The 13032-nt window shown below is 64.6% G+C and carries 12 protein-coding genes; 10 read left to right on the top strand and 2 right to left on the bottom strand.

The features are described from left to right. The first annotated feature begins 5 nt into the window (after window positions 1–5). The 4 genes from EPO50_RS29425 to EPO50_RS29410 all read left to right on the top strand — a co-directional run bounded on the left by EPO50_RS29425 (window position 6) and on the right by EPO50_RS29410 (window position 4492). A complete protein-coding gene (locus EPO50_RS29425; RefSeq protein ID WP_296350289.1) occupies window positions 6–1130 on the top strand; it encodes a branched-chain amino acid ABC transporter permease in 1125 nt (374 codons plus the stop codon). A 15-nt stretch (window positions 1131–1145) separates the two neighbouring features. Next, entirely contained in the window at window positions 1146–2213 is a 1068-nt protein-coding gene (locus tag EPO50_RS29420; protein WP_296350287.1) for a branched-chain amino acid ABC transporter permease, read from the top strand. 64 nt (window positions 2214–2277) lie between these two features. After that, a complete protein-coding gene (locus tag EPO50_RS29415; RefSeq protein WP_296350285.1) occupies window positions 2278–3615 on the top strand; it encodes an ABC transporter substrate-binding protein in 1338 nt (445 codons plus the stop codon). An 85-nt stretch (window positions 3616–3700) separates the two neighbouring features. Continuing rightward, entirely contained in the window at window positions 3701–4492 is a 792-nt protein-coding gene (locus tag EPO50_RS29410) for an ABC transporter ATP-binding protein (protein WP_296350283.1), read from the top strand. Here EPO50_RS29410 and EPO50_RS29405 read toward each other — a convergent pair. Both EPO50_RS29405 and EPO50_RS29400 read right to left on the bottom strand, forming a co-directional pair. Next, a complete protein-coding gene (locus EPO50_RS29405; RefSeq protein WP_296350281.1) occupies window positions 4489–4866 on the bottom strand; it encodes a hypothetical protein in 378 nt (125 codons plus the stop codon). The genes EPO50_RS29410 and EPO50_RS29405 overlap by 4 nt on opposite strands. Before the next feature lie 55 nt (window positions 4867–4921). After that, complete coding sequence (locus EPO50_RS29400) at window positions 4922–5401, bottom strand: carboxymuconolactone decarboxylase family protein (RefSeq protein ID WP_296350279.1); 480 nt, start codon at window positions 5399–5401, stop codon at window positions 4922–4924. A gap of 114 nt (window positions 5402–5515) precedes the next feature. On the opposite strand from EPO50_RS29400, the gene EPO50_RS29395 reads away from it, so the two are divergent. From EPO50_RS29395 to EPO50_RS29370, 6 genes are all read left to right on the top strand, one after another. Continuing rightward, window positions 5516–6763 (top strand): phenylacetate--CoA ligase family protein, encoded by a 1248-nt coding sequence (locus EPO50_RS29395; RefSeq protein WP_296350278.1) that lies wholly within the window; start codon window positions 5516–5518, stop codon window positions 6761–6763. Between the two features lie 7 nt (window positions 6764–6770). Continuing rightward, window positions 6771–7565, top strand: a complete 795-nt coding sequence (locus EPO50_RS29390; protein WP_296350276.1) for an SDR family NAD(P)-dependent oxidoreductase — start codon at window positions 6771–6773, stop codon at window positions 7563–7565. Between the two features lie 179 nt (window positions 7566–7744). Next, window positions 7745–8614, top strand: a complete 870-nt coding sequence (locus tag EPO50_RS29385; RefSeq protein ID WP_296350274.1) for a protein-L-isoaspartate O-methyltransferase — start codon at window positions 7745–7747, stop codon at window positions 8612–8614. A 155-nt stretch (window positions 8615–8769) separates the two neighbouring features. Further along, window positions 8770–11427: a hypothetical protein gene (locus EPO50_RS29380; protein ID WP_296350272.1), complete on the top strand. Its 2658-nt coding sequence runs from the start codon at window positions 8770–8772 to the stop codon at window positions 11425–11427. Then, entirely contained in the window at window positions 11424–12473 is a 1050-nt protein-coding gene (locus EPO50_RS29375) for an alpha/beta hydrolase (protein WP_296350270.1), read from the top strand. The genes EPO50_RS29380 and EPO50_RS29375 overlap by 4 nt, the downstream gene beginning before the upstream one ends. Continuing rightward, entirely contained in the window at window positions 12470–13021 is a 552-nt protein-coding gene (locus EPO50_RS29370) for an HD domain-containing protein (RefSeq protein ID WP_296350268.1), read from the top strand. The genes EPO50_RS29375 and EPO50_RS29370 overlap by 4 nt, the downstream gene beginning before the upstream one ends. The last annotated feature ends 11 nt before the right edge of the window (window positions 13022–13032 follow it).

The raw sequence follows: 13032 nt of genomic DNA, 5'->3' as shown, positions 1-13032 counted from the left end.
CGAGCATGCTGGGCCCCTTCCTCGAAACCCTGATCGGCGGCCTCCTGACCGGTGTGCTCTATTCGCTGGTGGCGTTGGGCTTCGTTCTGATCTTCAAGGCCTCCGGCGTCTTCAACTTCGCGCAAGGCGCCATGGTGCTGTTCGCGGCGCTCACGATCGCGCGGCTGGCCGGTGCGATCGACAACAAGGAGGTCTTCCTCGGCCAGTTCGTGGCTGCCGCCGCGGTGCTCGGTGTGGCGCTGGCCCTGATCGGCTGGTGGGCCTGGCGCGAATATGTCGTGCGTGGCGGCGGTCCGGGCGAGCGGCGCAAGCTGCAGCTTCTGGCGCTGATCGGCGCGGTGGTCGGCAGCGTGGCAGCCTATGCCTACGGCAAGGGTGCCTGGCCGATGTGGCTGGCCATTGCGGCGACGGCGGCGATCATGGGTTTGCTGGCCTATGCCATCGAGCGGTTGGTGCTGCGCCATCTCGTGAACCAGGAGGGCATCATCCTGTTCATGGCGACGCTTGGCATTGCCTACTTCCTCGACGGCCTCGGCCAGACGCTGTGGGGCAGCGACGTTTACCCGATCCATCTCGGTCTGCCGAAGGACCCGATCTTCCTGTTCGAGGGCATCTTCGAGGGCGGCCTGCTGGTCGATCCTGGCGACCTCGTGGCCGCGGGCATCGCCGCGGCGCTGGTCGTGGTGCTGGCGATCTTCTTCCAGAAGACCCGCGTCGGCCGTGCTCTGCGGGCCGTTGCGGATGACCATGCCGCCGCCCAGTCGGTCGGCATTCCGCTCAACACGATCTGGCTGATTGTCTGGACGGTCTCGGGCCTGGTGGCGCTTGCCGCCGGCCTGATCTGGGGCGCCAAGCTCGGCGTGCAGTTCTCGATCTCGCTGATCGCGCTCAAGGCGCTGCCGGTGCTGATCCTGGGCGGCTTCACCTCGGTGCCGGGCGCCATCGTCGGCGGTTTGATCATCGGGGCCGGCGAGAAGCTCTCGGAAGTCTTCCTGGCGCCCATCCTGGTCAGGACCTTCGACCTCGCCGGCGGCGGCATCGAGAATTGGTTCGCTTATGTGCTTGCGCTGGTCTTCCTGCTGTTCCGGCCGCAGGGCCTGTTCGGCGAGCGCATCATCGAGCGCGTTTGAGAGGGCGGGTCTGAAATGCTTTACCGCGAGGCTGGCCAGTTCAAGACCGACTATGCCGCCGACCAGCAGATCTTCCCGATCGTGCAGGACCGTCTCTTCGTTGCCGCGGTGGTGGTGGCGGCCTTCCTGGTCGTACCACTGTTCGCGAGCCAGTATCTCTATACCGAAATCCTGATCCCGTTCCTGATCCTGTCGCTGGCGGCCGTCGGCCTGAACATCCTGGTCGGTTATTGCGGGCAGGTGTCGCTGGGAACGGGCGGCTTCATGGCGGTGGGTGCCTACGCCGCCTACAACCTCTGGCTCCGCGTGCCGGAGGTCAACAATCTCATCGTCGTCTTCCTATTCGGCGGCGTGATGTCGGCGGCCGTCGGCATCCTGTTCGGCATCCCCTCGCTTCGGATCAAGGGCTTCTATCTGGCGGTGGCGACGCTCGCCTCGCAGTTCTTCCTCGATTGGCTGTTTGCGCGCGTGAAGTGGCTGACCAACTACACGCCGTCGGGCTCGGTCGCGGTCGGCGAGACCAGTGTTTTCGGCTGGATTATCGACACGCCTGTCGAGCGCTATCTCTTCATCCTGGCCTTTGTCGTCGTGGCGACCCTTGTCGCCAAGAACCTGGTGCGTGGCCATATCGGCCGGTCGTGGATGGCGATCCGCGACATGGATATCGCAGCCGAAATCATCGGCTTCAGGCCGCTGCGCACTAAGCTCTCGGCCTTCGCGGTCAGCTCGTTCTTCATCGGTATCGCCGGCGCCATGTGGGCCTTCCTGCGGCTGGGTGCCTGGGAGCCATTGGCATTCGACATCAACCGCTCCTTCCAGCTCCTGTTCATGGTCATCATCGGCGGCCTGGGGTCGCTGCTCGGCAGCTTCCTGGGGGCGGCCTTCATCGTCCTGGTGCCGATCCTGCTCAACCAGCTTCCGAGCTGGCTCGGCATCAAGATGTCGACGGCGCTCCTCAGCCATCTCGAATTCATGGTGTTCGGCGCGATGATCGTTTTTTTCCTGATCGTCGAACCGCACGGCCTCGCCCGCCTCTGGGCCGTGGCCAAGGAGAAGCTGCGGCTCTGGCCGTTCCCGCACTGATCCACTAGGCTTTAAACCAAGGGTTGCCCGGAGAAGGATCAACCCACAATCAAAGGAGGAAACGATGAGGCTAGGAAAGGCAGCGCTCCTGGGAGCGGTCGCGGTTGCGGCAGGTTTCGTCGCAACCACGTCCATTGCCACCACGGCATGGGCGCAGAACGAGCAGTATCTTGCTGGTCTGATCTATCGTACCGGCGCTTATGCTCCGAACGGTATCCCGTTCGCCAACGGCATCGCCGATTACTATGCGCTGATCAATGCGCGTGACGGCGGCATCAACGGCGTCAAGTTGAACTACGAAGAATGCGACACCGGCTACGCCACCGACCGCGGCGTGGAGTGCTACGAGCGCCTGAAGAACAAGGGTCCGACCGGAACGGCGTACGTCGCGCCGCTCAGCACCGGCATCACCTTCGCACTCACTGAAAAGGCGCCGATCGACAAGATCCCCATCATCTCGATGGGCTATGGTCGTTCGGAGAGCCGCGACGGCAGTGTGTTCCAGTGGAACTTCCCGTTGCTCGGCACCTACTGGTCGGCTGCCGACATCATCATGCAGCACATCGCCAAGAAGGAAGGCGGCTTCGACAAGCTCAAGGGCAAGAAGATCGTGCTGGTCTATCACGACTCGCCCTACGGCAAGGAGCCGATCGCTCTCCTCGAAGAGCGCGCCAAGATGCACGGCTTCTCCTTCACGCCGATGCCCGTCACCCATCCCGGTGTCGAGCAGAAAGCGACGTGGCTGCAGATCCGCCAGAACCGGCCGGACTATGTCCTGCTGTGGGGCTGGGGCGTCATGAACTCGACCTCGATCAAGGAAGCGGCCGCGGTCGGCTTCCCGCGCGACAAGATGTACGGCGTGTGGTGGTCAGGCGCCGAGCCTGACGTGCGTCCGGCCGAGGACGGCGCCAAGGGTTACAACGCCGCCATGCTGCAGCACGGCGCCGGCCAGTTCGCCGTCCACAACGACCTCAAGAAGTACCTCTACGACAAAGGTCTCGGGTCGGCGAAGTGGGACGAGACCGGCGAGGTGCTCTACATCCGCGGCCTCGTCAACGGCATGCTGGGGGTCGAGTCGATCCGCAAGGCGCAGACCAAGTTCGGCAACAAGCCGCTCACTGGCGAGCAGGTCCGCTGGGGCATCGAGAACCTCGAGATCTCGGCCGCCCGCATCAAGGAGCTGGGCTTCGAGGGTGTGCTGCAGCCGCTGAAGGTGAGCTGCTCGGATCACGAAGGCACGCGAGCCGGTCGCATCCAGCAATGGGACGGCAAGAAGTGGAACGTCATCAGCGAGTGGTACGAGTCCGATGACAAGGTCCTGAAGCCGATGGTCGCCGCGGCGGCCAAGAAGTACGCGGACGAGAAGAAGCTGGCGATCCGCGACTGCTCGAAGGAGAGCTGAGCTGTCGACGACGGCTTCCTACGACCCATCAGGTCACCTCCCCCGCGGCGCGGGGGAGGTCGGCACCGCGGCCGCGCCCAGCAATGTGCTGGACGTGGCCAACATCGAGGTCATCTATAATCACGTCATCCTGGTGCTGAAGGGCGTGTCGCTATCGGTGCCGGACGGCGGCATCGTGGCGCTGCTCGGCGCCAACGGGGCCGGCAAGTCGACGACGCTCAAGGCGATCTCGAACTTGCTGCTGGCCGAGCGCGGTGAAGTCACCAAGGGTCAGATCCATTGCCGAGGTGAGCGGGTTGATGGGCTCTCGCCCAACGACCTGGTGCGTCGCGGCGTTATCCAGGTGATGGAAGGCCGCCACTGTTTCGGCCACCTCACTGTCGAGGAGAACCTGCTGACCGGCGCGTTCATCCACGGCAACAAGCGGCGTCAGATCGCCGACGATCTCGAGAAGGTCTATCACTACTTCCCGCGGTTGAAGGAGCGGCGCACCAGCCAGGCCGGCTACACGTCCGGTGGCGAGCAGCAAATGACGGCGATCGGCCGTGCCCTGATGAGCCGACCCAACACCATTCTGCTCGACGAGCCGTCGATGGGGCTGGCGCCGCAGCTCGTTGAGGAGATCTTCGAGATCGTGAAGAACCTCAACGAGAAGGAAAAAGTCTCGATCTTGCTGGCCGAGCAGAACACCAACGTGGCGCTGCGCTACGCCCATTACGGTTACATTCTGGAGAATGGCAGGGTGGTGCTCGACGGCAACGCCGCCTCCTTGCGCGAGAACGAGGACGTCAAGGAGTTCTACCTGGGTGTCGGTGGCGAAGGCCGCCGCTCCTTCCGCGACGTCAAACATTACCGCCGCCGCAAACGCTGGCTCTAGGAGCGGGCGAGAGTCCTCCACGCGGCATAGACCAGCGGCGGGAGCGCCACGAGATCGGCAATGGCGATGGTGCGCAACGCGCCGGCCGGAGTGCCGTAGAGGGCATAGAAGCCCAGGAAGCCCACGACGTTGATGGCGGCCGCCAGGAGCGCGGCCGGCCGCGCTTGTGGCGACCAGCTTGCCCAGAGGCAGAGGATGCCCACCAGCGCCGGCAGCACCGCGCGATGGCGCATCAGTACCAGCAGCGTGGTGTCGGTCGGCGCGATGCCGTAGAGGCGCGACAACATCTCGGGCGCGAAGACCGGCCCGACCGGCAGCAGGTGAATGATGCCGACGACGGCAAAGGCCAGAGGAACGGCGGTGGTGGTCCACATGAACCGACCATCGCCGCTTCCGGTCGCCGCCGGCAATTACCTCGGCGGTAAGGGCTCAAGCTGCCTTGTCGGTGGCTTTCTTCTGGATCGGCGGGGCGAAACGGAAAGCGGCGCCCAGCCGGTTCCAGGCATTGATGGTGGCGACTGCGGTGCTGAGGAAAATGGTCTCGCTTTCGCTGAAGTGCCGGCGCACGGCGTCGTAGGCTTCATCGGAGACGGTCTTGTCGGACAGTCGCGTCAGGGTCTCCGCCCAGGCGAGTGCCGCGCACTCGCGCTCCGAGAAGATGCCGGCCTCGTGCCAGGTCGCGACCAGGTCGAGCTTTTCCTGCGGCAGGCCCAGCCGACGTGAGACGTTGAGATGGATCTGCAGGCAGAAGGCGCAGTTGTTGATCTGCGAGACGCGCAGTTTCACGAGTTCGATGATCGTCTTGTCGAGGCCGGCTTCGTCGGCGGTCTTGCCCATGGCGAGCAGGGCGGCCTGGGCCGACGGTGCGGTCTTCTGGAAGGTTTCGTAGGCGATGCGGACGGACGACATGGCAGTGACTCCATAATATTCGAGCTCTGATATTATGCAGGAGCCGCGGCGTTGCAAGGCCGGAAGGGGGGCTCTACCGTCCGTTCAAAGACAGCATGGCAACGGGAGAGACGCATGTCGCCGCACTACGACACGTTGGAGACCAGGACCCCCGAAGCGCGCGAGAAGGCCTTGATGCAGGCCCTGCCGCAGCAAATTGCCCATGCCAAGGCGAATGCCCCGTTCTTCGCGGAGTGGCTGAAGGATATCGATCCGGAATCGGTAACCTCCCGCGCCGCGCTCGCCGGGCTGCCCGTTCTGCGCAAGTCTATGCTGAGCGAGGTGCAGAAGAAGAACCCGCCGATGGGTGGGCTGATCACCGTGCCGATGAGCAAGGTGCGCCATGTCTTCATGTCGCCCGGCCCGATCTTCGAGATCGACACCGACGAACCCGACTATTTCCGCGGCGCGCGCGCTATGTATGCCTGCGGCTTCCGACCGGGCGACGTCGTCTACAACACCTTCGCCTATCACCTGACGCCGGCCGGAATGATGATGGAGTCGGCGGCGCGGGCGCTGGGTTGCGCCGTCGTGCCGGGCGGCGTCGGCAATACCGAGTTGCAGCTCGACGCCATCGCCGCGATCCGACCGACCGGCTATGTCGGCACGCCGTCGTTCCTCAAGATCCTGATCGAGAAGGCGACGGAGCTGGGCAAGGACATCTCCTCCCTGAAGCATGCCTTCGTCGGTGCCGAGGCGCTGCCGCCATCCCTGCGGCAGATGTTCCGTGACAAGGGCATGACCTGCCTGCAGAGCTACGGCACGGCCGATCTCGGCACCATCGCCTATGAGTCCGAAGGCCCCGACGGCGCGGTCGAAGGCATGGTCGTCGACGAAGGCGTGATCGTGGAGATCGTGCGTCCCGGCACCGGCGATCCGGTGCCTGAGGGCGATGTCGGCGAAGTCGTGGTGACCTCGTTCAACCGCGCCTATCCGCTGATCCGCTTCGGCACCGGCGACATGTCGGCCGTGTTGGCGGGGACAAGCCCCTGCGGGCGCACCAACATGCGCATCAAAGGCTGGATGGGCCGTGCCGACCAGCGCACCAAGGTGCGCGGCATGTTCGTTGATCCCGAGCAGATCGCCGAAATCGCCAAGAAGCATCCCGGCCTCGGCCGCCTGCGGCTGGTGATCGACTGGGTCAATCAGGCCGATACCATGACGCTCCAGGTCGAAACCGCTCAGTCGTCGGCGGATCTCGAGAAGGCGTTGGAAGGCACCATCCGCACCGTTTGCAAAGTTGGTGGCAAGGTCGAGTTCGCCAAGCCGGGCAGCCTGCCGAACGACGGCAAGGTGATCGACGACATCAGAAAGTACACATGAGGGCGCAATGGACCTGGGGCTTGCCGGCAAGCATGCGCTGATCACCGGCTCGACGGCCGGCATCGGCTACGCGATCGCGCGTGGTCTGGCGGCCGAAGGGGCGAGCGTGGTGATCACCGGCCGTAGTCAAGCTGGCGTCGACGACGCGCTGCGGCGGCTGAAAGAAGCGGTGCCGGAGGCCAAGGCGACGGGCATCGCCGAGGATTGCGCTACGGCCGCCGGCGCCCAGGCCGTGTTCGCCAAGCTGCCGGCGGTCGATATCCTGGTAAACAACCTCGGTATCTACGATCGAAAGCCGGCCTTCGAGATCGACGATGCCGAATGGCAGCGCTTCTTCGAGGTGAACGTCATGAGTGGCGTGCGCTTCACGCGGCACTACGCGCCGGGCATGGCCCAACGCGGCTGGGGCCGCATCCTGTTCGTATCGAGCGAATCGGCTCTCAATATCCCGCGGGAGATGATCCACTACGGCATGAGCAAGACCGCGCAGCTCTCGATCAGCCGCGGCTTTGCCATGGAACTCGCCGGTACCGGCGTCACCGTGAATGCCCTGTTGCCGGGGCCGACCCATACCGAAACGACCGACAGAATGCGTGCTGAACGCGCGAAGACGGCCGGCAAGACGGTGGCCGAACTCGAAGCCGAGTTCATCCGGGACTTCCGGCCGACCTCGCTCGTGCGGCGCTTCACATCGGCCGACGAGGTCGCCGCGATGGGCGTCTATCTTTGCAGCGAGATGGCATCCGCGACGTCCGGCGCGGCAGTGCGTGTGGACGGCGGCGTCGTGAACCAGATCATGTAGTCTGGCCACTCCGAATTCTTCCTTGTGATTTCAGGGAGTTGGCCGGCCGCCAGTGTGGCCGCGCTGGCAAATCTGCCACAATTCCCGTATCTAGTCGGCTGTGCGGCTGCCCCCGATTCGCCGGGCTTTTCCGGCGGTTCGTCCCCCTCTCGCCTGGGGTCCGTGCCAAGGAGGATATCTTGAAGAGGCGCACTTTCGTCTCCGGTTCGGTGGCCGTCGCCGCCAGTGTGCTGGCCGCCCCGGCCATTGCCGCGACCATCAAACCCTACAGCTGGGATCTCAACCCGCCGACCGACACTCGCGATAACTTCATCGCCTGGGGCAAGGCCCGCGGTGAAGATCCGGTATTTCTTGGCCAGCGCTGGGACCGCTTCCAGGCCCTCCTGCGCAACAAGGACATCTGGGACGCCAAGACCAGCCGCGCCTTTCTGCTCACGCCGCGCGAAGAGTTCGCCTCGATCAATCCGGCGATCCACAAGCGGGCCTACGAGCACAACTTCCTCGACATCGGCTACGGCGTCACCATGTCGGGCCCACACATCCAGGGCCGCATGACCAACGTCATTGACGTGAAGCGCGGCGAGAAGGTGCTCGAGATCGGCACCGGTTCGGGCGTGCAGTCGGCCTATCTCGCCAACCTGACCGAGAATACCTACACGATCGAGATCATCGCGCCGCTCGCCCAGCGCACACGTGGCCTCTACGACAAGCTGATCGACAAGGGCTACACCGAGTTCCAGCACATCAAGACCAAGCACGCGGACGGCTACTACGGCTGGGAAGAGGTCGCTCCGTTCGACAAGATCATCGTGACCACCGGCATCGACCACGTCCCGCCGCCGCTGCTGAAGCAGCTCAAGTCGGGCGGCCTGATGGTCATCCCGGTCGGTCCGCCGGGCGCGCAGCGCGTGCTCAAGGTGACCAAGACCCAGGGTGCCGACGGCTCCATCACCACGAGCCGCGAGGACATCTACGGCGGCAAGATCGTGCCCTTCGTGCCCTTCACCAAGCTCGAAGGCGACAAGATCGTCGGCACGCACAACCGCTAGCAGGCAACAACATTGTCATCCGGGCGGAGCGAGGGACCTTCTCGATAAACAAAGGTTCCTCGCTTCGGTCCATGCCGGATGACACGGACTTCGGGCTCCCCAAAAGCCCCCTCTGAAGATCGCACAAAGCGATCCAACAACAACGGAGAGCCCCCTTGACCGTCGCGGTCGATCTCGACCATCGCCCCTCGCTTGCCTTCTATCTGTCTGTAGGCCTGGTCGCCGGTAGCATCATCGCGCTGCAGATCGGCATCATGCGCGTCTTTTCGGTAGGGAGCTGGGCGCATTTCGGCTCGCTGGTGGTGAGCCTCGCCATGTTCGGCTTCGGCCTTACCAGCGCGGTCATGTGCGTTGGCAAGAGCTGGTTCGAACGCCACTGGATCGGTGCGATCAAGGGTGCGCTGCTGGCCTTCGGCCCGTTGATGGTGGTGTGCAACCTTGCCGCCCAGCAGGTGCCGTTCAACGCCATCTTCCTGATCTCCGACCCGATGCAGAAGTGGCGGCTGTTCGCCAATTTCGTGCTCTACTTCCTGCCGTTCCTGGCAGGCGCGCTCTATCTCGGCGTGGTCTTCCTGAAGGCACAGAAGACCTTCAATCGTGTCTATTTCGCCGACCTTGTGGGCTCGGGCCTGTGCGGCCTCGCGGTGTTGCTCGCCATGTATGCCTGGCGGCCCAGCGATCTCATCATGGCGCCGCTGCTGCTCTGGCTGGCTGGCGGCATCCTCTGGTTCGTGGCCATGGGCGATCGTCGCGGCATCGCCGCCATCGTCGGCGTGGCGATCCTCTCAGCTGCCGTGCACCACGTCGCGCCGCAGGTGCTCGGCATCCCGAAGCTCGCCGTGTCGGACTACAAGGGCGTCTCCTACGTCCGCAAGTTCCCCGACAACAAGCGCACCTACGAGCGTACCTCGCCGTTCGGCTACCTCGAGGTTTATTCGAGCTCCTACCTGCATTTCGCGCCGGGCCTGTCGGACAACGCCGCCTTCAACCTGCCGAAGATGCCGTCGAACGCCTATCTCGGCCTCTACATCGATTCGGAAGGCCCCTCCGGTATCATCAAGGACCTGCCGGCGGACGAGACGGCCTACTTTAAGTATCTGCCGATGTACTACCCGTACCTGCTGAAGAAGGACCCCTCGACGTTCGTGGTCCAGTTCGGCGGCGGTATCTCGACGGCTGTGGCGCTGAAGTCGGGGTCGCAGAAGGTGACGGTCGCCGAGGGCAATCCCGCGGTGCTGACGGCGTTCCGCGAAGACAAGCATCTGCGCGATTTCACCGGCGACATCCTGAACAATCCCAAGATCGACGTCATCGACTATGACGGCCGGCTCTACGTCGCGCATACCAAGAACCGTTACGACGTGGTCGACCTGTCGCTGGCCGACTCGGCCGGCCTGTCGAGCCCCGGTGGCTTCTCGATCGTCGAGAAGTACTCCTACACGCGCGAGGCGATGAGCGCGTATATGCGGGCGCTAAAGCCCGATGGCATCCTGTCGGTCACTTTGTGGAACAAGGAAGAGCCGCCGAAGTCGGTGCTGAAGCTCTACGCCACGATGGTGGCGGCGGCACGCGATGTCGACGGCGGCAAGGATATCGCCAACGAGTTCTACGTCGTCTCGGCCTATCTCTCGACCACGACCGTGCTCTACAAGCGCAACGGTTTCACGCCCGAGGAGATCGCCAAGCTCAGCGCCCACTCCAAGGCGATGTCCTTCGACGAGATCTACTATCCCGGCATCAAGGTCGATACGGCCGAACTGCCGCAGATTCTCGCCGACTATCGCAACCAGTTCTTCTTCACCGGCCAGCCGGCGGATCCGACCGCGCCGCCCGAGAACGAGCCGAACGACAAGCCGCCGCCCGGCATCGCAGGGGCCACCCCGGGTGCCTCGGAGACACAGGCCGACGGCGCGCCGCCAGTCCCGAAGATTCCTGCCACAGTGCTAGGCCGTCTGGCCTGGCATTATCTGATCGACGGCGGCTGGCAGAAGGTTGCGGACGAATACGTCTTCGACACCCGCATCCTCACCAACCACCAGCCCTACTTCGCGGCCTACATCAAGGTGCCGGACCTGCTGAAGTTCACCGACCGGCTCGAGCTGGTGCAGGATGAATGGGGCTACCTGCTGCTCTGGGCCACGCTCGGCATCGCGACCGTCTTTGCGCTCACCCTGGTCCTGTTCCCGGTGATCTTCGGCTGGCGCACCATCTTCAGCCGCTATCCGGGCAAGTTCGGCACGATGATCTATTTCCTCTGCCTGGGGTTGGGGTACATCATCGTCGAGGTGGGCATGATCTCCCACTTCATCCTGGCGCTCTCCAACGCGACCGTGTCGGCGTCGGTGCTGATCACCGGCATGCTGGTCTTCTCCGGCATCGGCAGCTTCTACGCCGAGCGTTTCCTCGACCGGACACGCACCTTCATGCCGAAGGTCTTTCTCGCGATCTTCGTGATCCTGGCGGTCTATGCCTTCACGATCGACCATGCGCTGGATTGGATCGGCACGCTGCCCTACGCGCTGCGCATCCTGCTTTGCCTCGCGATCATCTTCCCACCGGCGTTCCTCATGGGCTTCCCCATGCCGACGGCGATGACGATGCTCGGCCGGCTGGGCAAGGACCACATGTTCCTGTGGGCCTGGGGCATCAACGGCTGCTTCTCGGTGATCGGTGCCGCCCTGGTGCCGATCGTGGCCACCAGCTTCGGCCTGCCTGCCGTCGTGCTGGTTGGCGCGGTCGCCTATCTGATAGCGCTGCCGGCGTTCTTCTCCGTGCTGATGCCGCTCCAAGGCGGGCGGCCCGCCGCGGCGTGAAGCGGCGGGCGCTGCTGGTGCTGGGGGCTCTGCTGATGCCAACCGCCGCGCACGCCCAGAAGAAGAAGCCCGCCAAGAAGCAGGCGGCGAAGCCGGCCGCCGCCAAGGTGGCGGCCCCGAAGGCTGCGGCCAAGGCACCACCGCCGTCTCCGACGAAGGAAGCGAAGACCGAGCTCGTCGCCTTCAACGCATCGGCGTTCCCCTATCGCGGATTCCTTCCAGGCTCGACCAAGCCGTTCCTCGATGCGCGCGATGGCAAGCGGCGCGGCCATACGACCGGCCGCGGCGATGTCTATTGGGAGGAGACGGTCTACAGCGACCGTCGTTCGCTGCTTTATTTGCCACCCGGTTTCGACCCGGCACGACCGGCGATGATCGTTCTCTATCTCCACGGTAACGGCGCTACCTTGGAGCGCGATGTCATTGGCAGGCAGGGGGTGCCGCGACAGGTTGCCGAGTCGGGCCAGAACATCGCGTTGGTGGCGCCGCAGCTTGCCGTCGATGCCGCCGATTCGAGCGCCGGCAACTTCTGGCGTGGCGGACATTTCGCGGCCTATCTCGATGAAGCGGCGGAGCGGCTGATGCGGCTCTATGGCAATCGCCTGGCCGGCCGCGCCTTCAACACCGCACCGGTGACGATCGTCGCCTATAGCGGCGGCTACCTGCCGGCCGCCTATGCGCTCGAACGCGGCGGCGCCAATCATCGCGTGCATGGCGTGCTGCTGATGGACGCGCTCTACGGCGACGAGGACAAGTTCGCCGCCTGGTTCGCGGCTCGCCGCCGCCAGGCCTTCCTGCTCAGCGCCTATACGGATTCAACCCGGGCCGAGAATGCCGCCCTTGAGGGATTGCTGGCCAAGCGGCGCATCCCTGTCTCGCGCGGCGTGCCCCGGACCCTGTCGGCGGGAACCGCAGCGTTCGTGGCCGCCGGCGGCCTCGACATGCATGGCGAATTTGTTACACGCGCCTGGCAAGCCGACCCGTTGAAACAGGCGCTCTCCCTGATTCCCGGCTACGGCCCGGTTCGTGATAAGAAAGGCGCATGAGCGATCCTCTGCGCCAGGAACTTCTGGATATTTTCGTTGGTCGCGCGACCCGCCGTTATGGGCTCAGCGAGATCAACCAGCTCCAGCATGCGCTTCAGTCGGCGGCCCTTGCCGAAGCCGACGACGCGCCGCCCACCACCGTGCTGGCCGCGCTGCTGCACGATGTCGGCCACATGATCCACGAGCTGGGGGAAGACCCGGCGTCGCGCGGCGTCGACGATGTGCACGAAGAGCTGGGCGCCCAATGGCTGGCCAGGCGGTTTGGCCCCGAGGTCAGCGAACCGGTCCGTCTCCACGTCACGGCCAAGCGCTATCTCTGCACGGTCGAGTCCGACTATTTCAGCAAGCTCGCGCCCGATTCGGTGCGCAGCCTCAAGCTGCAGGGCGGCCTGATGTCGCCGGACGAGGTCGAGGCTTTCCGCGCCAACCCTCATCACGCCGAGGCGGTGCGGCTGCGCCGCTACGACGAAGAGGCGAAGGATCCGCACGCCCGCACGCCGGACTTCGACCACTATCTGCGCCACGTGCCAGCCCTTCGGCGCATCTGAGGCGGCGCACC

The sequence above is a fragment of the Reyranella sp. genome, from assembly GCF_004297405.1.
In the GTDB taxonomy this organism is placed as follows: domain Bacteria; phylum Pseudomonadota; class Alphaproteobacteria; order Reyranellales; family Reyranellaceae; genus Reyranella.
This window is presented reverse-complemented; position numbering and strand designations above follow the sequence as displayed.

Excerpts from the sequence above, each read along its gene's own strand:
- EPO50_RS29400 (WP_296350279.1), bottom strand. The coding sequence starts at position 5,401 with ATGTCGTCCGTCCGCATCGCCTACGAAACCTTCCAGAAGACCGCACCG.
- EPO50_RS29405 (WP_296350281.1), bottom strand. The coding sequence starts at position 4,866 with ATGTGGACCACCACCGCCGTTCCTCTGGCCTTTGCCGTCGTCGGCATC.
- EPO50_RS29415 (WP_296350285.1), top strand. The coding sequence starts at position 2,278 with ATGAGGCTAGGAAAGGCAGCGCTCCTGGGAGCGGTCGCGGTTGCGGCA.
- EPO50_RS29370 (WP_296350268.1), top strand. The coding sequence starts at position 12,470 with ATGAGCGATCCTCTGCGCCAGGAACTTCTGGATATTTTCGTTGGTCGC.
- EPO50_RS29425 (WP_296350289.1), top strand. The coding sequence starts at position 6 with ATGCTGGGCCCCTTCCTCGAAACCCTGATCGGCGGCCTCCTGACCGGT.
- EPO50_RS29420 (WP_296350287.1), top strand. The coding sequence starts at position 1,146 with ATGCTTTACCGCGAGGCTGGCCAGTTCAAGACCGACTATGCCGCCGAC.
- EPO50_RS29395 (WP_296350278.1), top strand. The coding sequence starts at position 5,516 with ATGTCGCCGCACTACGACACGTTGGAGACCAGGACCCCCGAAGCGCGC.
- EPO50_RS29390 (WP_296350276.1), top strand. The coding sequence starts at position 6,771 with ATGGACCTGGGGCTTGCCGGCAAGCATGCGCTGATCACCGGCTCGACG.